The following is a 21,119-nucleotide window of genomic DNA, read 5'->3' on the forward strand; positions in this document are numbered from 1 at the left end:
AACCTTTCGATAACCAAGCCGGCGGAAATAGGTCCGTGCGGAGCGGGCGCGATTCCTGAATCTTTAACAAAGCGGCCTAGCGTCGCCTCAACAAAACAAAAGACCACGAATGTCAGGGGTTGGTTGTGAGGGGCAAGGCCATAACGATGATTGGCATCGCTGCCGTCTTCGGCGCGATTTCAATCTTTGCCGCGGATTTCTGGGTGAAAAGCCAGGCCAAGGCCGATGCCGAAGAGAAAACGGCGTCGATCCCGGCGCCCGCCGTCCCCAAGGTCGTCTTCAAGACCATCGTGGTGGCCAACGCGCCGCTGCGTTACGGCATGGAGCTTGACCGGGCGCAGCTCAGCGAAATCCCATGGTCCGAGGATTCGGTGCCGCAGGGCGCATTCACCACAGTCAATGCATTGCTCGCCGAAGGCAGCCGCGTGGTATTGTCGCCGATCGAGGTCAACGAGCCGGTGCTGATCAGCAAATTGTCGGGGCCGAACGGCCGCGCGACGCTATCAAACATGATGACGCCCGGCATGCGGGCGGTGACAATCCGCACCGACGAGATCGCCGGTGTCGGCGGCTTCGTCATGCCGGGCGACCGGGTCGACGTGGTGCTGACACGCGATGCGGGCGAAATCCAGGAAGTGGCCAAGAACGCGCAGGGCGCTGCCGGATCGACCGTTACCTCCGAGATTGTCGTCTCCGACGCCAAGGTGCTGACGGTGGGGCAGGGCGCCGACGAGCGCCAGACCACACCGCAGATCGCCAATTCCGTCACCATCGAGGTGACGACCGAAGGCGCGCAGAAAGTGGCGCTTGCCCGCACCGTCGGCACCTTGTCGCTGTCGCTCCGCTCGGCCGCAGACGGAGGGGCCGCCAAGGACGGCGTCACCACCATCTCGTCCTTCGGCGGATCGGTCGCCTCCGGCGTCCAGGCCGCTGCCGGCGCGCTGTTCACTGCCGCGACCAAGGAGCCTGAGAAGCCGAAATTCAAGACGATCATCGTGACGCGCGGCACGCAGGTCGAAGAATACCAGGTTCCTGCGCGGGACCAGCAATAACTGCCGGTGGGGACCGGGCGAGGGACGGGACAGATGTCGGGACTTCATGCATTTCAGACGACGAAAGGGCTGCGCCCAATGCGGGCGCTTGCGGTGGGGGCTTGCCTTGCCGCGGCCGTAATGCTCGGCCTCAGCGCGCCAGCCAAGGCCGACAACGATATCGTCCATGTCTCGTCGACAACGAATGCGTCGATCAAGGTGGCCAAGGGCAAGCCGAAGACGGTCATGACCAATGCCGCCTTCTACCAGATCGTGATCGGCGATCCGGAGATCGCCAACGTCAATCCGCTGACCGACAAATCCTTCTATGTGCTGGGCAACAATCTCGGCACCACCGGCATCGCGCTGTTCGACGAGAACAAGCAGCTGGTCGGCACCGTAGATATCGAGGTGACGCTGGACACCGACCAGCTGGCCAGCACCATTCGCGCCAGCGTGCCGGACGCCAAGATCAAGGTCGGCTCGGCCAATGGCCGCGTCGTGCTGTCGGGCGAGGCCGATGACGCGGTCGCCGCCGAGAAGGCAAGCAAGATCGCCAGCCGCTTCTCCGGCAATGAGGAAGTGATCAATTCGGTCAACATCTCGTCCTCGCAGCAGGTTCAGCTCAACGTCCGCTTCGTCGAGATCAATCGCCAGGCCGGACAGGATCTCGGCGCCAAATACAGCGCCAATTTCGCTTACGGCATTGGCGGGCGCGACGTCACCCTCGATCCTGGCACGGTGCCGGGAGCCGGCAATGGCGAGATCATCGGCCGGCTGCTGTCCAACGGCCTGTCGATCGACGTCGCCATCAAGGCGCTGGAGGAACGTGGTCTCGCCAGGCGGCTGGCCGAGCCGAACCTGATCGCCCGCTCGGGCCAGACGGCAAGCTTCCTCGCCGGCGGCGAGTTCCCGATCCCGGTCTCCGAGGACAATGGCAAGATTTCCGTCAGCTACAAGAAATACGGCGTCAGCCTCGACTTCACGCCGACGGTTCTCAAGGACGGGCTGGTGAGCCTCGACATCGCGCCGGAAGTGTCCTCGATCGACGCTTCGGCCTCCTACAATATCGGCAATATCTCGGTCCCGGGCTTTATCGTGCGCCGCGCCAAAACATCCGTCGACCTGAAGAATGGCCAGAGCTTCATGATCGCCGGCCTGCTGCAGTCACAGAACGACATTACCACATCGCGTCTTCCCGGACTCGGCAAGCTGCCGGTGCTCGGCTCGCTGTTCTCCTCCAAATCCTATCAGCGGCGCGAGACCGATCTGGTGATCATCGTCACCCCCTATCTGGTCAAGCCGGTCGATCCGTCGAAGAAGCTGCTCGAGCCGACCGACGGCACGCAGCCGGCCAGCAATGTCGACTATTTCCTCAACAACACCGAGGAAGTGAAATCGTCCGAAGCCAATCGTGCAGTGGCAATGGCCAGCGGCAGTACGGCACAGCCGGCCGCGGTCACCACCGTCGGGCATTTCCTCGACCTGCCGAAGGATTGAAGCCATGCGCGTGGAATCATGCATCGCCCTGCTGATCGCCGGCCTCGCCGGCGGCTGCACCAGCGACGACTATGTCCGCTCCGAGGGACCGACGATTGCCGCCGGCAACGCACAGGCCGCCAATACGGCCATGCAGATGGTCGATCCCTGGAAATACGGCGTCCAGAACACCAGGCTGCTGGTGCCGGCGCAGCGCAGTGAGGCGGCAGTCAACGCCGCCGACCAGGCTGCTGCTGCCAAGGCCGTGCAACCGACAGCAACAACCGATTGATTTGCCCGGTGATTTGACCGGGAATGACCTGACAGGCTGACAAAATGGCAAGCGGCATCAAGACCAAGAAGATCCTGCTGGTGTCCAGCGACCGGACCTTTGCGCAGGATACGCGCACCGCGTTCGCGGCCTCGGAGGTGATCCAGCTTTCGACCGTCGAGAAGAACATTACCGAACTGCGCGGCGAGGTCCAGGAAGCCGATTTCGGCGCGCTCATCGTCGACATGGATGCGGCAAAGCTGGAAGAGATCGAGTCGCTGCAGCGCATCATGCGCCGGCTTGAAGGCCGCGTTCCGGTGGTCGTCGTCACCCAGGAATTCAACGCAGCCGCAGTGCGTATCCTGGTGCAGCTCCAGGTCGCCGATTTCCTGGTCAAGCCGATCACCACCGCCGATCTGGTGCGGTCGGTCGTGCGCGCGCTGCAAGGGCCGGGGCGCGAGGAAAACACCGAGTCGCAGATCTATACCTTCATGCCGGCCGCCGGCGGCGTCGGCACCACGACGCTGGCGCTGCAGACCGCCTTCCAGCTGCATCATTCGGTGACGCGCGGCGCGTCGACCTGCGTGGTCGACCTCAATTTCCAGCAAGGCGCCTGCGCCGAATATCTCGACCTCGAGCCGCGCTTCGACATCACCGAAATCGAGAACCAGCCCGAGCGCCTCGACCGTCAGCTGCTGGATGTGATGCTGTCCAAGCATGCGAGCGGGCTCTGCGTGCTGGCGGCGCCAACGCATCCGTCGGAAATGCGCTCGTTCAAGACCGATGTCGTGGTGCGCATGCTCGATCTCGTTTCGGCCTATTTCGACAACGTCGTCATCGACATGCCGCGCACCTGGTTTCCGTGGACGGAAACGGTGCTGCTCGGCTCCAACAAGCTTTACATCGTCGCCGAAATGACGGTGCCGTGCCTGCGCCATACGCAGCGGCTGATCCAGGCGGTCTACGAGACGGCAGGCAAGGAAGTGAAGCCGAACGTGATCGTCAACCGTTTCGAGCAGAAGATGTTCGACAACGGCATAAAGCAGGCGGATGTCCAGGAAATCCTCGGCGAGCATTTCGTCGGCGGCATCTCCAACAATTACCGGCTTGTGCGTGAAGCGGTCGACCGCGGCGTGCCGCTGCATGAGATCGACCCGAACGCCAATGTCGTCAACGATCTGAAGAGGATCATCCTGCCGGAAGAAGCCGTGGTGACGCCGGAGAAATCGCGCTCGCTGTTCGGCATCGGCAGGGGCCTCCTGAAGAGGAAAGCCGGATGACCAGCCGCTTCTCGACCCTGCAGAACCGTGACGTCCGCGCGCTGAAGCCGGCCGAGGCGGCGCCGGTCGCGCATCACGCCGTGGTCATCCCGACGAACCGCAAGGCCTTGCCGCCGAAGCCGGAGACAACACCGGGAAAAAGCGCCAACAAGGTGCTCGATGCCCGCGTGCGCATCCACCGGCTGCTGCTCGAGGAAATCAACCTGGTCGCGCTGGAGCGCCTGCCCAAGGATGAGATGCGCCGGCAGGTGCAGGAGTTCGTGTCGGAAAAGACCCGCCAGGAGCGTATGGCGATCAACACCGTCGAACTTGAAGCGCTGGTCGATGACATCGTCGATGAGATGGTCGGCCTCGGCCCGCTGGAACCGCTGCTCAAGGACCCCGACATCAACGACATCCTGATCAACGGCCACCAGAACTGCTTCGTCGAAAAACGGGGCAAGCTGCAGCAGGTCCATATCCCGTTCAAGGACGAGGCGCACCTGTTGCGCATCGTCAACAAGATCGTCGCCGCCGTCGGCCGCCGGGTCGACGAATCGCAGCCGATGGTCGATGCCCGCATGCTCGACGGCTCGCGCTTCAACGCCGCCATTCGCCCGGTCGCCGTCGACGGGCCGCTGGTGTCGATCCGCAAGTTTTCAAAGAACAAGCTCGGCCTGCACAAGCTGGTCGAGTTCGGCGCCATCACCCAGAACATGGCCGAGGTGCTGGCGGCTGCAGTCCACGCCCGCAAAACGACCATCATCTCGGGCGGTACCGGCACCGGCAAGACGACAATGCTCAACGCATTGTCAGCCTTTATTCCGGAAGACGAACGGTTGATCACCATCGAGGACGCGGCCGAACTGCAGCTGCAGCAGCCGCATGTCGCGCGCATGGAAACGCGCCCCGCCAACATCGAAGGTCATGGCGAGCTGAAGCAGCGCGACCTGGTCAAGAACGCGCTGCGCATGCGCCCTGACCGCGTCATCCTCGGCGAGTGCCGCGGCGAGGAGGCCTTCGACATGCTGCAGGCGATGAACACCGGCCATGAAGGCTCGATGGCGACCATCCACGCCAACACGCCGCGCGACGCCATTTCGCGCCTCGAGCAGATGCTGGGCATGACCGGCATGCCGATGACGGTGCAGTCGATCCGCAGCCAGATCGCCAGCGCGCTCGACCTTATCGTCCAGCTGACGCGACTGTCGGACGGCAAGCGCAAGGTGACCAGCGTCGCCGAGGTGACCGGCATGGAAGGCGACGTCATCCAGATGCAGGAGATATTCCGCTTCGTGCGCACCGGCATGGAAGCCGACGGCAAGATCCTCGGTCACTACGAGGCGACCGGCATTCGCCCGCGTTTCCTCGAGGACCTGCGCAATATGGGCATTGAATTCCCCGGCAAATATTTCGAACCCGGCCGGCCGCAGGAGTAGCCGGGTGTTCGAGAATTTCAGCCCGATCTATGTCGTCTATGCCGCGGCAGCGCTGACCGGCATCATGATCGCCGAAGGCTGCTATCTGCTCTATGCCGGCCGCAGCGACAAGCGCCTGGCTATCAACCGGCGCATGAAGCTGCAGGAAAACAAGATCAGCCAGGAACAGGTGCTGATCCAGCTGCGCAAGGAACGCGGCCTCGATTCCGGCACGTCATTCTTCTCGCCCGACCGTTTTCGCGCGCTGCGCACGCAGTCTGGCATGGTGATGCCCTTGCCGAAATTCCTGACGATGACGACGGGCGTGGCGCTGGCGATGATGCTCGTCGCGCTCTGGTACGGCCTGCCGCTGTTGCTCGCCATTTTGCTGTTTGTGGTGCTGACAGCGCTGCTGCCGGTAATTGTGCTGCGTTCCAAGCGTGCCCGGCGGGTGAAGCGTTTCGGCGTGCAGTTGCCGGAGGCGCTGGAATTGATCACGCGCGGCTTGAAGGCCGGGCATCCGGTTCCGGTGGCGATCTCCATGGTGTCGCGCGAGATGCCCGATCCGATCGGCACCGAATTCGGCGTTATCTCCGACGAGGTGACTTATGGTTCCGACCTGGTTTCGGCGTTGAATTCACTGTTTGATCGCGTCGGCCAGGAGGATCTGCCGCTGTTCGTCACCGCGGTTTCCATCCAGACGAGTTCGGGCGGCAATCTGCGCGAGATCCTCGACGGGCTGTCGACGACGATCCGCGAACGCGGCAAGCTGCGCCGCAAGGTGCGCGCCATTTCGACCGAGGGTCGTATGTCGGCCTATATCCTGACGGCGGTGCCGGCGCTGCTGTTCGCCGCCATCATGGTGATGATGCCGCAATTTTATCAAAGCGTCTGGGATGTGCCGAAGACCTGGTATCTGCTGGGCGGTTCGGTGACATGGCTGATGCTGGGCAACATCATCATGTTCAAGATGTCGAACTTCCGGTTCTGAGATGGAGCAGGTGATCCAGTTTCTTGCCTCGCTGGCGCCGACGTCGCTGATGCCGGTAGCCGCGATGCTGCTGGCGTTGGGCGGCAGCGCGGTGGCATGGCCGCTGGTGGTGGCCAAAGGCGACCGCAACGATCTCAAGCGCCGGCTCAAGATCGACGACAGCAAGACTCCCCAACAGGCCGAGGTGGCGCCGAAGAAGAACCAGAGCGTCGTGCGCGAGAAGGCGGTGAAGCGGGCGCAGGAATTCTACGCCAAGAGCGATCCGGAAAATGTCGCCCGGCTGCGTATGAAGCTGATCCAGGCGGGCTATATGGAGCCGCGCGCGGTCGGCACATTCTTCCTGATCCGCTTCGCCTGCCTGGTGGGCGCAGCGATCGGCGCGTTCCTGGTCAACCATTGGATGGGCAGCGCCGATTCCACCGCGACCAGCCGCTGGACCTTCATCATCCTGTCGGGAGCCGCCGGCTATTTCGTGCCCGGCCTGGTGCTCAGCCAGAAGGTGCGGGAAAAGATGCGCGAATACCGCAACGGCTTTCCCGACTTCATGGATTTGATGATCGTCTGCTCCGATGCCGGCATGAGCATGGAGGCCGGCATCGAGCGCGTCTCGAAGGAACTGGCCAAGACCTATCCGTCGCTGAGCCAGAATCTGCAGCTGGTGTCGCTGGAACTCAGGGCCGGCCGCAGCCTCGACGATGCATTGAAGGCGCTCGCCGACCGCCTCAGCCTGGACGAGGTGCGCTCCTTCGCCACGCTCTTGCAGCAGTCGAAGGAACTCGGCACCAGCCTCGCCGGGGCGCTGCGCGTGTTCTCTGACGAAATGCGCCACAAGCGCATGTCGTTGGCCGAGGAGAAGGCACATGCCTTGCCGGCCAAGATGTCGGTGCCGGTGGTGGTGTGCATCCTGCCGGTGGTGCTGATGATCGCCGTCATCCCGATCATCGTCAAAATGACGGCGGTTCAGTAGATACCAAGGCAGTAGATACCAAGTGGCCGCCCGGCGGCTTTCTGCGGTTACTCACTTCAACTACGCTTCGCCTGGATGTCATATCCGGCCGGTTTGGCCGCTCTCCTTCGGCAAAATCCGAAAAAAGCAAAATGAGTGAGCCGTCCATGCGAATAGTCTTGTGCACCGCCTTCCTCGGCCTCGCCGCGGCCAGTCTGTCGCCGGCCTCGGCCGCGGCCGACGATTGCGGCGACGCTGCCGCTCTGGTGCAGCAGGCATATCCCAAGGCCCAAAAGAGTGCCGATGGCGCCTCCTTCACGCTCGAACCTCATACCAGCATCGCCCAGACGCTTTGGGATGGCGATGCGCCATTCGGCGTGGTCTGCAAGATCTGGCCCGCCCATGACGACCTGTTGTTGGTCGCCGTGCCGCTGATCGACAGCTCCCAATCCAGCGACGACGGGCATGTCGGCGATGTCGAGCTTCTGGTCGTCGACAGGAAGACCCGGCAGGTGCGCCAGCGCCTGCTCCAACCCGGGCTGATGACCGATGATGCCGTCGGCATCCGCGGGATCGACTTCGATACCGGGCGCTACAGATTGGCGCCCGATGTCGGCGCCTTCGGCCTGCGCATCGACATGGCAAACCATTCGCAGCCGAATCCTTTCAGTGAAACCGACCTGCGGCTCTATGCCCTTGACGGCGGTGCTCTGCGCCTGGTGCTCGACGGCATCATCGTGGCCGGCTTTGGCGGCGAAGGCGACACCAATTGCGCAGGATCCTTTCAATCCAGCCGGGTCAGCCTGGCGATGAGCCCGGCGAGACATCACGGCTATCACGACATCACAGTGTTCGAGCGGTTGGACACCGACAATCCGTCTGTCGACAAGAATGGCGAGTGCCAGTCCCATCCCGGCAGGTCCATGAAACGAACCTACCGGCTGCGCTACGACGGCAGGCGCTATCAGTTTCCGGCGGGGCTCAAGGCGCTGGAGCCGGAATAGGCTTCGGTTGGTTAATGGCTTCTGTGCCCGAAACCAAATTTTAGGCGCGTTTCCGCACTGAAGTTTAATCGCCCTGTTGTAGTCTGCTTCCTCAGAGAACGACCCGGTAAATCGGGCGATTGGGGCCAGGGGCATGCGTCACAGAAGTTTCACGGCAATGGCCGCGCTAGCGGCGGTCTTGATGGTCGGCGGCTGCACGACCGACAACGTCGACAAGACCAAGACCACATCGATCCAACCGGTGGCAAAAGACGTCAGCACCTCCGACCTTGCGCAAGGCAAGGCGCAGTTCCGCGAGGCCAATTACGGCCTTGCCGAACAGCATTTCCGCAAGGCCGTGGAACTGAAGGCCGACAGTGCCGAGGGATGGATGGGGCTTGCCGCCTCCTATGACGAACTCGGCCGCTTCGACTTCGCCGACCGCGCCTACGACCAGCTTTTGAAGGTTGCCGGGCGCAAGCCGCAGATTGTCAACAATATGGGCTATTCGCAGCTGCTGCGCGGCAACAAGAAGAAGGCGAGGGCGCTGCTCATGGAAGCAAGGGCCGGAATGGCCGACCCGAGCGTGATCAACGCCAATCTGGCGCTGCTCAACAAGGGCTGAGACTAGGGACACTCGCGTGCCGAGCTTCGCGGGACGGCAGTCGACGCTTTGTAAACCCTGTCGGCAGCTTGCTTTGAAAACCGGCCGAAAACGGTATCTCCGGCCGGTTGCATGCCTATGATGCGCCACAAATCGATGATCCCAAAGGTTGCCGCTCATCCATGCTGGATTTCAGTTCGCTATTGCTGGCGGCTGCGCTGTCGGGCACATGCCTGAGCGTCACCATGTTTGTGATCTGGTTCACGGCGCCGCGTGGACGCTTCGTGCTGACGGTGGCGTGCGGCATTCTCGTCCTTGTCGCCCACGTCATCGTCTTCTGGCGCTACACGAGGGAGCCCAGTCCGTTGCTTTGTCAGGCAGCGTTGGCGCTGCTCAGCCTCGGTTTCCTGGCGCTTTCACTTTCGGCCATGCAATATCTTGGTGTGCGCAATTACAGCCGCGCTGTCCTGCCGGCCATGCTCGCGATCGCTGTCTGCGCCGGCGTGACCTATCTCGGTTTCGATGGTGTCGGCTTCATCCTCACCTATACGACGGTAACAGTGCTGCTCGCCTCGATCGGGGTGATGTTCTGGATCAAGGGCGGTCAGGATCGCGGCATTCTGCTGGTCTTTTCGGCGCTAAGCGGCGTCTGCGGCGTATCCTTCGGGCTCTGCGGCGCCGTGCTTCTGGTCAAGGGCCAGTGGGTGCTCGGCGTCGCACCCGACAATTGGGCCGAGCGGTTGAATTCGGTCGTGGCGGTCGCCTGCATGACGGCTCTCGGCGCGCTGACGCTGTCGCTGCATCATCTGCAGGCACAGATCGAACTGAAGGCCGAGACCCTGACCGACCCGTTGACCGGTCTGATGAACCGGCGGGCTTTGAACTCGCTCTATCGCGAGCGCGTCTTCGGCCCGTTCATGTCGGTCGCCATGTTCGACCTCGACCACTTCAAGCGAACCAACGATGTCTATGGCCATCCCGTCGGCATCGGGTGCTCTGCCGTTTCGCCCCAGTCATCAAGAAGTATGACAGGGTTGGCGTCGACGCCTTCCGGCTGGGCGGCGAGGAGTTCGCGTTGGTCATGTCTCGGATGACCGAAGACAAGGCCTACGATTTCGCCAGCAGGATCGGCGTCGCCTTCGGCACGGAAGTGGTGCCGACGCCGCGCGGGCCGTTGCGCAGCAGCGTCAGCGGCGGCATTGGCTTTGGCAAGGAAGACGGCAGCAGCCTGGATGAAGTGCTGGCCGAGGCCGACCGGGCGCTCTACGCGGCCAAGAACGCCGGGCGAAATCGCGTGCTTGTCCTCAACGGCAAAGCCGACGGACCGGCCCTGCGCTCAGCCTGACAGGCCAGAGTGTTATTCGGCGGCGCCGAGATATTCCGACAGCGGCGGGCAGGAGCAGACGAGGTTGCGGTCGCCGGCGACATTGTCGATGCGCGAGACCGGCGGCCAGTATTTGGCCGCTGTATCGACATCGCCGGCGGGGTAGGCCGCTTCCAGCCGCGAATAGGGGTGGGTCCACTGGCCGGCAAGGGTTTCGGCCGCCGTGTGCGGGGCATTGACCAGCGGGTTGTCCTCGAGCGGCCATTCACCCTTCGCCACTTTCGCTGCCTCGCCGGCAATGGCGATCATCGCCTCGCAGAACCGGTCGAGTTCGCGCTTGGGCTCGGATTCGGTCGGCTCGACCATCAGCGTGCCGGCGACAGGGAACGACATGGTCGGCGCGTGAAAACCGTAATCGATCAGCCGCTTGGCGATATCGTCGACGCTGATGCCAGCGCTCTCCTTGAGCACGCGCGTGTCGAGGATGCATTCATGCGCGATGCGATCGTGCCTGCCTTTGTAGAGAAGCGGGAAGTGCGGCGCGAGCCGCGTCGCCACATAATTGGCCGAGATGATCGCCGTCTCCGTCGCCTGCTTCAGGCCGGCGGCGCCCATCATGCGGATGTACATCCAGGTGATCGGCAGGATGGAAGCGCTGCCGAACGGGGCAGCGGACACGGCATGCGCCGAATCTTCGGTGACATGACCCGGCAGATAGGGTTTCAGATGCGCCCTGACGCCGATCGGACCGACGCCCGGACCGCCGCCGCCATGCGGGATGCAGAAGGTCTTGTGCAGGTTCATGTGGCAGACATCGGCGCCGATGTCGGCGGGCCGCGCCAGCGCGACCAGCGCGTTGAGGTTGGCGCCATCGAAATAGACCTGGCCGCCATGCTCGTGGATGAGCGCGCACAGGTGGCGCGCGCCTTCTTCGTAGACGCCGTGCGTCGAGGGATAGGTGAACATCAGCGCCGCAAGGTTCTTCGAATGTTCGTTGGCCTTGGCTCGCATATCGTCCATGTCGATATTGCCGTCCTCCAGGCAACGCACGACGACGACGCTCATGCCGGCCATCGCCGCACTCGCGGGATTGGTGCCATGAGCGGAGGAGGGGATCAGGCAGATGGTGCGATGGCTCTCACCGCGCGATCGGTGATAGGCGCGGATGGCGAGCAGGCCGGCATATTCGCCCTGGCTGCCGGCATTGGGCTGCAGGCTGACGGCATCGAAGCCGGTGATCTCCGCCAGCCAACCTTCCAGTTCGCCGACCATGGCGCGATAGCCGGCCGAATGGCTGGCCGGCGCGAAGGGATGCAAATTGGCGACATCAGGCCAGCTCACCGGCATCATTTCGGCCGCCGCGTTCAGCTTCATGGTGCAGGAGCCCAACGGGATCATGGTGCGGTCGAGCGCCAGGTCCTTGTCGGCGAGACGGCGCAGCAGGCGCATCATGTCGGTCTCGGAATGGTTTTCGCGGAAAACCGGCTGGGTCAGAAACTCCTTGCCGCGCGGCTTGCCGGGCATCGCGCCGGCCTCAGTAGCGCCGGACTTGGCGCCGAACAGGGCGGCGATCGCCTCGAGATCCGCCTCGGTCGAGGTTTCGTCGAAGGCGATGCTGATGCGGTCGGCATCGATGACGCGCAGCAACCGGCCACCTTTTTCAGCGGCAGCGGCGATCGAAGCTGCCTTGCCCTTCGCCTCGGCCGTTACCGTGTCGAAACGGCTTGAGCCGAGCACGGAAACACCAGCGGTTTTCAGGCCTGCTGCGAGGCGGTTGGCGAGCTCATGGATGCGCGCTGCGATCGCCTGCAAACCAGTGGGGCCGTGCCAGATCGCGTATGCGGTCGCCATGTTGGCAAGCAGAGCCTGCGCGGTGCAGATGTTGGAGGTCGCCTTGTCGCGGCGGATGTGCTGTTCGCGCGTCTGCAAAGCGAGGCGATAGCCGGGACGGCCTTTGCTGTCGGTCGACTGGCCGACGAGGCGGCCGGGCATCAGCCGGGTCAGCTTGTCGGAGACGGCGCAATAGGCGGCGTGCGGGCCGCCAAAGCCCATCGGCACGCCAAAGCGCTGCATCGGGCCGACGGCGATGTCGGCGCCAAGCCTGGCCGGCGCTTCGGTCAGCGTGAGCGCAAGCGGATCGGCGATGAAGACGACCACGGCGCCGGTGGCGCGGGCCTTCTCGATGGCAGCCTTGTGGTCGCCATAGACGCCAAACGTGTCCGGCCAGGAGACCAGCAGTGCGGCGGTGTTGTCGTCGATGATCTCGCCATCGATCTCGATGCCAAGCGGCTCGGCGCGGGTGCGCACAACGTCCAGCGTCTGCGGATGCGGCGTGCCGGCCAGCGCCACCTTGGTGCGCTTGTCGCGGTGATGGCGCAGCGCGATGCCGACCGCTTCGGCCACCGCCGTCGCTTCGTCGAGCAGCGAGGCCGAGGCCACCGGCAGGCCGGTCAATTCGGTGACCAGGGTCTGGAAGTTGAACAGCATTTCCAGGCGGCCCTGGCTGATCTCGGCCTGGTAGGGCGTATAGGCGGTGTACCAGGCCGGGTTCTCGAACAGGTTGCGCTGGATGACCGGCGGCACATGGACGCCGTGATAGCCGGCGCCGATGAAGCTCTTCAGCACCGTGTTTTTTGCCATGGTCGCAGCCAATTCGGCCAACGCTTCGGCTTCGCTGGCCGGCGCGGGCAGGGTCAGCGGCAGATCGAGGCGGATCGACTGCGGTACGGCCTGGCTGATCAGCGTCTCGACGGAGGGAACGCCGATCACGGCAAGCATGGCTCTGACATCGTTTACATCAGGACCGATGTGGCGGGCCGAGAAGGGGGTGAGTGCTGCGCTCATGGCAATAGGTCCTGATATCAACCGATATGGGCTTTGTAGGCGGCCTCATCCATGAGGCCTGCGAGTTGGCCTTCATCGGCCAGCTTCATCTTCCACAGCCAGCCGCCGCCGGTCGCCGCGGAGTTGACCAGTGACGGGTCCGAGGACAGCGCGCCGTTGGCGTCGGTAATCTCGCCGTCCACCGGGGCATAGACGTCGGATGCCGCCTTGACGGACTCGACGACCACGGCGGTATCACCCTTGCTGAGCTTCGTGCCGATTTGAGGCAGTTCGACGAAGACGAGATCGCCAAGCTGTTCCTGCGCATAGTCGGTTATCCCGACGGTGGCGATGCCTCCCTCGACGCTCAGCCATTCGTGATCTTGTGTGAAATAGGTTTTTACCATCGGAATTATCCTTTGCGGTAGCGATGAGGAGTGAAGGGCAAGGAACTGATATCGACCGGGATTTTCGTCCCGCGAACGTCGGCGAACAGTTTCGTGCCCGGGTTGGCCAAGGCCGTTGACACATAGCCCATGGCGACGGGATGGCCGGCCGATGGGCCGAAGCCGCCTGAAGTGACGTGGCCGGCCGGATTGCCGTCGGCGTGGAACACGGCAGCGCCGGCGCGCACCGGCTGGCGGCCGTCCGGCTTCAGGCCGACGCGCTTTTGCGACGGTCCTCGCTCCAAGATGGACCGCAGCGCATCGGCGCCGATGAAGGATCCGCCGGCGCGGAGATCTTTGGGGATCGCCCACATCAGGCCGGCACTGGCCGGATCGATCTCCGGCGTGATGTCCTGGCCGTGCAGGCACAGGCCAGCCTCCAACCGCAGCGAGTCGCGGGCAGCAAGGCCGATCCACAACACACGCTCGTCCTCGAGCAGTTTCGTGACCAGAGCGCGCGCATCCGCCTCCGGCAGGCCGATCTCGAAGCCGTCCTCGCCGGTGTAGCCGGAGCGGCTCATGAACCAGTTTTGCTTCGGCTCGATGCCATGCATGAACAAGAGTGAGCCGGTCTCGATGCCGGCGCGGGACAAGGCAGCCCAGGCTTCCGGCCCCTGGATCGCCAGGAAGACGCGGTCGAGCGCATCGACTTTGACGTCGAAGTCCGCGGCCAGCGCACGCAAATGCTTCTCGTCCTCGACCGCATTCCCGGCGTTGGCGACCACCATGAAGCGCTCGGCGCCGAGCCGGGTGACGATCAGATCGTCGATGATCCCGGCGGCCTCGTTGAGGAAGAAACTATATTTGGACTGTGAAATCTCAAGCGCGCCGGCATCGAGCGGACTGGCGCGGTTGAGCAGTGCCGCAGCGCCCGGTCCGCTGACAGCGAACAGCTTCATATGCGAAATGTCGAACAGGCCGGCATGTTCGCGGGTGTGAAGGTGCTCCTTCATCACGCCGGCCGGATAGGTCAGCGGCATCGACCAGCCCGCAAAGGCGCCAAAGCGTGCGCCGGCGGCGGTGTGCAGATCTTCGAGAGGAAGGTGTTTGGTGTCGTCGCCCGTCATGTCATCTCCAGAGTCGCACGCAATCGGCCGCTGCTGGCGACCAGTCCGTGCCCCTCTGTCTGAAGCCTGAGAGACTCGCGCAACCGGAACTCTGTCGGCGACGCTTACACCTTCGGCGCGGGGGCAAGCCCCGACTTTCCAGAGTGTCTTTCCCGTCTACGGTTCTTTTGCCTGAGAGATTTCGGGCGATTTCCCCTTCGGCGGCAGCTCGCGCTGCTCTCTCCCGCAAACAGGTAGGACTCAAAACTTAAGCCCTCGACGCGCCATCCATAGCTTGTCGGCGACACCTTGTCACCTGCCAGCGACACGTAAAGCGCGTCGTCTTTACAGTCTTCGCTAACCACGCCGTTTGCCGGTTTTTCAAGACAATGGCGATATTCTGGGCTGACGGTTTGGCCGGCAATTGCGTTGGGCACGACGGATGGGGATTGACAGATGGGCGAACGGATCGGGAGCGCGCCGGTGGCGGGGCTGGCCTCGAAGGACCGCATCACGGCGGAAGATGTCGTCATGCTGCGTCGCGAAGTGTTCGCTGACGGCGTGGTGACGCGCGGCGAGGCTGAAGCACTGTTCGCGCTCGATGCGACAGCGACGGACAAATGCCCGCAATGGCCTGAATTCTTCGTCGAGGCCGTTACCGACTACATCGTCCACCAGGAAAAGCCGGCAGGCTATATCTCTGAAGACAATGCCGGTTGGCTGATCCAGACCATCTCGCGCGACGGAATGGTCGACAGTGTGACCGAACTGGAGCTGCTGGTGCATGTGCTGGAAAGGGCGAAATCATCGCCCGGCCGGCTCTCCGCCTATGCGCTCGAGCAGGTCGCCAACGCGGTGGTCGACGGCAAGGGACCACTGATGCTCGGCGGCGCGCTGGTTCCCGGGCTGGTCGCCAAGGCAGAGGTCGATCTGTTGCGCCGCATTCTCCATGCCTATGGCGGCGACGGTAACATTGCCATCACACGGGTTGAGGCCGAGGTGCTGTTCCAGATCAACGAGCAGACCGCAGCGGCCCACAACGACCCGTCCTGGAACGACCTGTTCGTCAAGGCGCTCGCCAATTTCGTCATGTGTTCGGCCGGCTACGAAGCGCCGACGCGCGATGTGGCGCTGCGTCGTGACAGTTTCTTGGACCAGGCCGAGCCCGAAATTGGTGGCTTCTTCAGCCGCATGGTATCGGGCGGACTGGCCGGCATCATGGAAGCCTATCGTTCGCCCGGCGATATCGAGGCCGAATGGGAGTCGAAGAACCGTGCCGCCGAGGCACTCGCGCGCCGCGCCGAGACGATCGACGCCAGCGAGGCGAAATGGCTGGCCGATCGCATCGGCACCGACCGCCCGCTGCGTGACAATGAACGCGCGCTGCTGACGCTGATCAAACTCGCCTCGCCCGAGATACATCCGGCGCTCAAGCCGCTGCTCGACAAGGTTGCTTAAGCCGCGCCGTTTTCTGCGACCGTTTTGCAGAGGACGATATTGGAGTGTCTTCAGGCCAATCGCCAAGTTCGGCCACGCGCTCGAAACCGGCTTCCTCAGGCAAGCTCGGTTCGGTCGGAGTCAGATCGTGCTCGGTCAGAATGCGAGGCCTATCAAATCCCGCCATACCAGTCATAGCCATTGTCTTCCCAATAGCCGCCGCGGCCGCCGCCGGTATTGCCAAAACTGTCGACGAGCTCGATCTTGTAGAGATACTTCGGCATCTTGTAGCCGAGCTGTCGTTCGACGCGCACGCGCAGCGGCGCGCCGTTTTCGACCGGCAGCGGCTTGCCGTTGAGGCCGTAGGCGAGGATCGTCTGCGGGTGGCGGGCATCGATCAGGTCGATGGTGCCATAATATTTGATTTCCCCGGAGAGGCTACGATCGATCGTGTCGAGGCAGTGGAACATGACATAGCGGGCCTGCGGCTTGACCACAGCCTGGTCGAGCACCAGCGACAGCGGGGTGCCGGTCCATTTGGCGATGCAGCTCCAGCCTTCGACACAGTCGTGGCGGGTGATCTGCGTGCGGCTCGGCATGTTCTCCAACTGCTCGCGGCTGAGCGACAGCGGCTTTTCGACCAGGCCCGTTAACTCCAGCCGCCAGTCGGCGAAATTGTTGGCGAGCAGGCCCTTGTAGGTGTCATCCTCGGGCGCGGTGACGCCGTTCGGCCGCTGCGGCTGGCGGATGTCGGCCTCGGTGAATTCCGGCGCCAGAGCATCGCGGCCGGCAAGCCAGCGTTGCGCGCGGTAGGTCAGGCCATTGGCGTTTTCGAGGAAACTGCGCAGGCCATCGCCCATGCCGAGCTGGCTGTCGAAGGCATCGCAGCCCGACAACATGATTCCGGAAACGCCGAGGCCGGCGCCCGTCAGGAACTTTCGGCGGCTGATCTGGAATTTGGCCATCTCACGCACTCCTCTCGGTGTCGCCATGCCTTGGCGGATCGGTGCGGTACCAGCCGGTGATGATCGAGCGCAGTTCGTTGATCGGGCCGGCGGCGAGGATCATCATTATATGGACGATGAAAAAGCCGACCAGCAGCACCATCACCGTGAAATGGATGGTGCGCGCCGTCTGCCTTCCGCCGAGCAGTTCGTTGAGCCAGGGCAGCACCGAGTTCATGCTCGGCGACATGGCAAGGCCGGTGATGATCATGAGTGGCAACAGCACGAACAGTACGCCGCCATAGGCCATTTTCTGCAGCGTGTTGTATTCGCGTGTGTGGTGGAACCTGAGCTTGGCGTGCTCGATGATGTCCTGCGGCAGCCGCTTGAGATCGTCAAGGCGCGGCGCCAGATCGCGGCGCAGATGGCCGTTGACCAGGCTGGCGACCAGCCAGACGACCAAGGTGGTTGTCAGTATCCAGGCGAAGAAGAAATGCACGACGCGGGCGGTGCCGAGATCGTAATAGGACGGGATCGTCGCCCAGGACGGGAAGGCACGCGACGTCTGCTGCCCGGCCGGGCCCGACCAGCCGAGCACGCCTGTGGTGTCGAAGCGATGGCCGAAGATTTCGGTATAGCCGCGCGGGCCGGTGGCGGTGTTTTCGGCGCCGATGGCAAAGACGGTGTTGTTGTATTCGAAGCCGGACTGTTTGCCGACGTAGAGCTGCGGCCGGGCATTGAAGATCTGCAGGCCGGACAAAAGCATGAAGAACAGCGAGATCGCCCACAGCCAGTGCGTCAGGCGGGTCCAGCGCGATTGCCGGTAGATCAGCGTCGTATCCTTCGGTGAGGCGGCATTGGCGCCTGCGCCGGGCTGACTCATGGCAATGGTTTCCATCTTTTCCTCGCCTTCCGGCTGCGCGATCCTGGGATGGCCACGCTCGTCCTTGTCCTCCCAATACGTCGCTATCGAAACCGATGTTTCATGCGATCACGTTTTTATTACGGGCACGGGTTTATCGCGGGCACGGATACTCAATTGCCGAGGCTCACCGCGAGATTGACGACGGCGGCGACGATGACGGCGTTGAAGAAGAACGACAGGATCGAATGGACAAGCACCACGCGGCGCATATGCGAGGTCGTGATCGCGGTGTCGGCGGTCTGCGCGGTCATGCCGATCACCGTCGCGAAATAGAGAAAGTCCCAACCGTCCGGCCGTTTGCTGCCGGGAAAATCGAGGCCGCCGACCGGTATCTTCTTCTTGGTTTCGGCATCGATCGCGTCGCCGTCCATCCAGTAGACATGCGCATAGTGGAGGGCGGCCATGGCATGGATGGTGAACCAGCCAAGCGGGATCGACAGCATGGCGAAGCCGAGTTCGATGGGGTCGCGATCCTTGTGATTGATCAAAAGGAACAGCAGGACAATGGCCATGGCGACGATGCCGAGCGTGATGGCAAAGATGCCCAGCACTGGGAGGTCCAGTTCGCGCGCGTTCTTGCTGAGATAGCGGCCGGACAGCAGCGGCATCTTGGCGATGACGAGCGCGATGAAGACGACGAAGAAGGAATCGGCGGCAATCGAGATCGAATAGGCAAGCCGCGTGGAGACGGGGAGCGATCCAATCAAAGGCAATACTGCGGCAAATACGACCAGACCGACGGCTAGCGACACAAAGAACTGCTTGTGCCGCTGCAAGGGGTTATTCGGCGATGTGTCGGCCATAGCCCGACCTCGGATGATGCTTCACGTCTGGTCGGGTGTGACGGATTTCAGAGCCCGCCGCAAGATACGGTCGAGCTCACCCAGGAAACGCGAGCGATCCTGTGGCGCAAAGCTGGCATTGTAGCCCTTGCTCTCGCCGGTTTCGCGCAGATGCTGCTTTAAATCGCGCATTGCAACCGCCATGCCGATGGTCTCCGGCGTGAACGGCCGGCCGGTTGGCCCAAGCACATGCGCGCCGAGCGCCACGGTGCGAGCGGCAAGCGGGATGTCGGCGGTGATCACGATGTCGTTGGGTTTTGCGTTCTCGACGATCCAATCGTCAGCGGCATCGGCGCTTTTAGAGACGACGACGTTGCGAATCATCGGATCGCGCGACGGACGCAGCCCGCCATTGGAGACGTAGGTGACGACCACGCCATGGCGCTCGGCGACCTTCTCGACCTCGGCTTTCACCGGGCAGGCGTCGGCGTCGACGTAGATGGCGGGTGCCGGCATTATCTCTCCAAAACGGACATGGGGCCGGCATGTTACCCGGCCCCATGCCAGAAATCTCGTACTGTCAGGCCGGCAGCGCGCCCGACTTCTTCGCCGTCCAGGTGGCTATGTAATCCATCAGGCCGGGATTGAGACAGTCATAGGGCTCGAGGCCGATCGACTTCAACTGGCCGCGGATGCCGTCCATGCGCTTGGGGTCGACACCGGATTCGATGATCGACGAAACGAAAGCGGTGAAGCCCGGCGGTGACCAGCCGTCTTCCTGGAAGCGCTCGGGATGGATGAAGGACAGACCCTTGAACGGATGGTCGCGCTCGACCGGTCCGTGCATATGGACACCGCAGCCGGTGCAGGCGTGACGCTGGATAAGTGCCGAGGGGTCGACCACTTTCAGCTTGTCGCCGTTTTCGGTGACTGTGACATCGCCGGTGCCGGCTACGGCCACGACCGAGAACACCGCGCCGTCAGGCTTCCAGCATTTGGTGCAGCCACAGGCATGGTTGTGGGCGATCTGGCCCTTGACCTTCACCTTCACCGGCTTGCTGGTGCAGGCACAGACCAGCGTGCCGCCGGCAAAGCTTGCGCTTTCCTTCGGCAGGCCATTGTCGATTTTCGGATGCAGTTTCTCAGGCATTATCTTCCTCCCTTGTTGAACCCATGCAACTACAGTCGCTGGCCCTTCGGTCGGCGGCTTCTTCTCCTCAATAAACGACGACGCTCCTGATCGACTTGCCCTCATGCATAAGGTCGAAGCCCTTGTTGATGTCTTCCAGCTTCAGCAAATGGGTGATCATCGGGTCGATCTGGATCTTGCCGTCCATGTACCAGTCGACGATTTTTGGCACGTCGGTGCGGCCGCGTGCGCCGCCGAAGGCGGTGCCCATCCAGGTGCGGCCGGTGACCAGCTGGAACGGCCGGGTCGAAATCTCCTGGCCGGCGCCGGCCACGCCGATGACGACCGACTTGCCCCAGCCGCGATGCGAGGCTTCCAGCGCCTGGCGCATCACCTTGGTGTTGCCGGTGCAGTCGAATGTGTAGTCGGCGCCGCCGATCTGGTCGGCGCCGCGCTTGGTCAAGTTAACGAGGTGAGGAACGATGTCGCCGTCGATCTCCTTCGGATTGACGAAATGCGTCATGCCGAAGCGCTCGCCCCATGCCTTCTTGTCGTTGTTGAGGTCGACACCGATGATCATGTCAGCGCCGGCGAGCTTCAGGCCCTGGATGACGTTGAGGCCGATGCCACCGAGACCAAAGACGACAGCAGTCGCGCCTTGCTCGACCTTCGCGGTGTTGATGACCGCGCCGATGCCGGTGGTGACGCCGCAACCAATGTAGCAGATTTTGTCGAAGGGCGCGTCCGGGTTGACCTTGGCGACGGCGATCTCGGGCAAAACGGTGAAATTGGAGAAGGTCGAGCAGCCCATATAGTGGAAGATCTTGTCCTTGCCGATCGAGAAGCGCGAGGAGCCATCGGGCATCAAGCCTTGGCCCTGCGTGGCGCGGATGGCGGTGCACAAATTGGTCTTGCGCGACAGGCAGGATGGGCACTGCCGGCATTCCGGCGTGTAGAGCGGGATGACGTGGTCGCCCTTCTTGACCGAGGTGACGCCCTTGCCGACATCGACGACAACGCCAGCGCCTTCATGGCCGAGGATTGCCGGAAACAGGCCTTCGGGATCGGCGCCCGACAGGGTGAACTCGTCGGTGTGGCAGATGCCGGTCGCCTTGATCTCGACCAGCACCTCGCCTTCGCGCGGTCCGTCGAGGTCGACCTCCATGATTTCCAACGGCTTTCCGGCGGCGACAGCGACAGCGGCGCGGGTTTTCATTAGGCAATTCCTCCCAAGGCGATTGGTCTTCAGGCTTTCAGGGTTTTTATACTGTTTCAACCCGA

General features: G+C 63.0%; 21 protein-coding genes and 1 riboswitch. Of the genes, 12 read left to right on the forward strand and 9 right to left on the reverse strand.

What is annotated here, in order from left to right:
- Positions 1-146: 146 nt before the first annotated feature.
- The 11 genes from cpaB to NKH22_RS01595 all read left to right on the forward strand — a co-directional run bounded on the left by cpaB (position 147) and on the right by NKH22_RS01595 (position 10,327).
- Positions 147-1,052: a Flp pilus assembly protein CpaB gene (gene cpaB, locus NKH22_RS01545; protein ID WP_023688289.1), complete on the forward strand. Its 906-nt coding sequence runs from the start codon at positions 147-149 to the stop codon at positions 1,050-1,052.
- Between the two features lie 78 nt (positions 1,053-1,130).
- On the forward strand, positions 1,131-2,531 hold the full coding sequence (locus NKH22_RS01550) for a type II and III secretion system protein family protein (RefSeq protein WP_031208075.1): 1,401 nt from the start codon (positions 1,131-1,133) through the stop codon (positions 2,529-2,531).
- Between the two features lie 4 nt (positions 2,532-2,535).
- Positions 2,536-2,802 (forward strand): hypothetical protein, encoded by a 267-nt coding sequence (locus NKH22_RS01555; RefSeq protein WP_023667602.1) that lies wholly within the window; start codon positions 2,536-2,538, stop codon positions 2,800-2,802.
- 44 nt (positions 2,803-2,846) lie between these two features.
- On the forward strand, positions 2,847-4,061 hold the full coding sequence (locus NKH22_RS01560) for a CpaE/TadZ family protein (protein ID WP_023667601.1): 1,215 nt from the start codon (positions 2,847-2,849) through the stop codon (positions 4,059-4,061).
- On the forward strand, positions 4,058-5,479 hold the full coding sequence (locus NKH22_RS01565) for a TadA family conjugal transfer-associated ATPase (protein WP_023667600.1): 1,422 nt from the start codon (positions 4,058-4,060) through the stop codon (positions 5,477-5,479). The genes NKH22_RS01560 and NKH22_RS01565 overlap by 4 nt, the downstream gene beginning before the upstream one ends.
- Positions 5,480-5,483: 4 nt before the next feature.
- Complete coding sequence (locus NKH22_RS01570; protein WP_023688292.1) at positions 5,484-6,449, forward strand: type II secretion system F family protein; 966 nt, start codon at positions 5,484-5,486, stop codon at positions 6,447-6,449.
- Between the two features lies 1 nt (position 6,450).
- Positions 6,451-7,416, forward strand: a complete 966-nt coding sequence (locus tag NKH22_RS01575; RefSeq protein ID WP_023725707.1) for a type II secretion system F family protein — start codon at positions 6,451-6,453, stop codon at positions 7,414-7,416.
- Positions 7,347-8,399, forward strand: coding sequence for a PA3715 family protein (locus NKH22_RS01580; protein ID WP_352497758.1), 1,053 nt, complete (start codon positions 7,347-7,349; stop codon positions 8,397-8,399). The genes NKH22_RS01575 and NKH22_RS01580 overlap by 70 nt, the downstream gene beginning before the upstream one ends.
- Before the next feature lie 133 nt (positions 8,400-8,532).
- Positions 8,533-9,003 carry a hypothetical protein gene (locus NKH22_RS01585; protein ID WP_023667596.1) on the forward strand — a complete coding sequence of 157 codons (471 nt, stop codon included), beginning with the start codon at positions 8,533-8,535 and terminating at the stop codon, positions 9,001-9,003.
- A gap of 161 nt (positions 9,004-9,164) precedes the next feature.
- The gene (locus tag NKH22_RS01590) at positions 9,165-10,076 is read left to right on the forward strand and encodes a GGDEF domain-containing protein (RefSeq protein ID WP_280791130.1); all 912 of its coding nucleotides are present in this window, start codon (positions 9,165-9,167) and stop codon (positions 10,074-10,076) included.
- Positions 9,974-10,327: a GGDEF domain-containing protein gene (locus NKH22_RS01595; protein WP_352908831.1), complete on the forward strand. Its 354-nt coding sequence runs from the start codon at positions 9,974-9,976 to the stop codon at positions 10,325-10,327. Before NKH22_RS01590 ends, NKH22_RS01595 begins: the two co-directional genes overlap by 103 nt.
- Before the next feature lie 12 nt (positions 10,328-10,339).
- Here NKH22_RS01595 and gcvP read toward each other — a convergent pair whose 3' ends face one another.
- From gcvP to gcvT, 3 genes are read right to left on the reverse strand one after another with little or no spacing between them, the layout of a single operon-like run.
- Positions 10,340-13,150 (reverse strand): aminomethyl-transferring glycine dehydrogenase, encoded by a 2,811-nt coding sequence (gcvP, locus tag NKH22_RS01600; RefSeq protein ID WP_352908833.1) that lies wholly within the window; start codon positions 13,148-13,150, stop codon positions 10,340-10,342.
- 17 nt (positions 13,151-13,167) lie between these two features.
- On the reverse strand, positions 13,168-13,536 hold the full coding sequence (gene gcvH, locus NKH22_RS01605) for a glycine cleavage system protein GcvH (protein WP_352908834.1): 369 nt from the start codon (positions 13,534-13,536) through the stop codon (positions 13,168-13,170).
- A gap of 5 nt (positions 13,537-13,541) precedes the next feature.
- On the reverse strand, positions 13,542-14,642 hold the full coding sequence (gene gcvT / locus NKH22_RS01610; RefSeq protein ID WP_352908836.1) for a glycine cleavage system aminomethyltransferase GcvT: 1,101 nt from the start codon (positions 14,640-14,642) through the stop codon (positions 13,542-13,544).
- A gap of 149 nt (positions 14,643-14,791) precedes the next feature.
- Positions 14,792-14,878, reverse strand: a riboswitch (glycine riboswitch).
- A 199-nt stretch (positions 14,879-15,077) separates the two neighbouring features.
- On the opposite strand from gcvT, the gene NKH22_RS01615 reads away from it, so the two are divergent.
- Positions 15,078-16,079: a hypothetical protein gene (locus NKH22_RS01615; protein WP_023735311.1), complete on the forward strand. Its 1,002-nt coding sequence runs from the start codon at positions 15,078-15,080 to the stop codon at positions 16,077-16,079.
- 152 nt (positions 16,080-16,231) lie between these two features.
- Here the strand turns inward: NKH22_RS01615 and NKH22_RS01620 are convergent, their stop codons facing one another.
- The 6 genes from NKH22_RS01620 to NKH22_RS01645 form a co-directional block, all read right to left on the reverse strand.
- Entirely contained in the window at positions 16,232-17,023 is a 792-nt protein-coding gene (locus tag NKH22_RS01620; RefSeq protein ID WP_352908838.1) for a molybdopterin-binding protein, read from the reverse strand.
- Between the two features lies 1 nt (position 17,024).
- Positions 17,025-17,885: a cytochrome b/b6 domain-containing protein gene (locus NKH22_RS01625; protein ID WP_352908840.1), complete on the reverse strand. Its 861-nt coding sequence runs from the start codon at positions 17,883-17,885 to the stop codon at positions 17,025-17,027.
- A 152-nt stretch (positions 17,886-18,037) separates the two neighbouring features.
- Positions 18,038-18,730, reverse strand: coding sequence for a DUF1345 domain-containing protein (locus NKH22_RS01630; protein WP_023688301.1), 693 nt, complete (start codon positions 18,728-18,730; stop codon positions 18,038-18,040).
- Positions 18,731-18,751: 21 nt separating this feature from the next.
- On the reverse strand, positions 18,752-19,225 hold the full coding sequence (locus NKH22_RS01635; protein WP_023695438.1) for a YaiI/YqxD family protein: 474 nt from the start codon (positions 19,223-19,225) through the stop codon (positions 18,752-18,754).
- 64 nt (positions 19,226-19,289) lie between these two features.
- Positions 19,290-19,859 carry an S-(hydroxymethyl)glutathione synthase gene (gene gfa / locus NKH22_RS01640; protein WP_352908841.1) on the reverse strand — a complete coding sequence of 190 codons (570 nt, stop codon included), beginning with the start codon at positions 19,857-19,859 and terminating at the stop codon, positions 19,290-19,292.
- A gap of 67 nt (positions 19,860-19,926) precedes the next feature.
- Positions 19,927-21,054 (reverse strand): S-(hydroxymethyl)glutathione dehydrogenase/class III alcohol dehydrogenase, encoded by a 1,128-nt coding sequence (locus tag NKH22_RS01645; protein WP_023681583.1) that lies wholly within the window; start codon positions 21,052-21,054, stop codon positions 19,927-19,929.
- Positions 21,055-21,119: the final 65 nt, after the last annotated feature.

Source organism: Mesorhizobium sp. M1252 (genome assembly GCF_040318265.1).
Classification (GTDB): Bacteria; Pseudomonadota; Alphaproteobacteria; order Rhizobiales; family Rhizobiaceae; genus Mesorhizobium.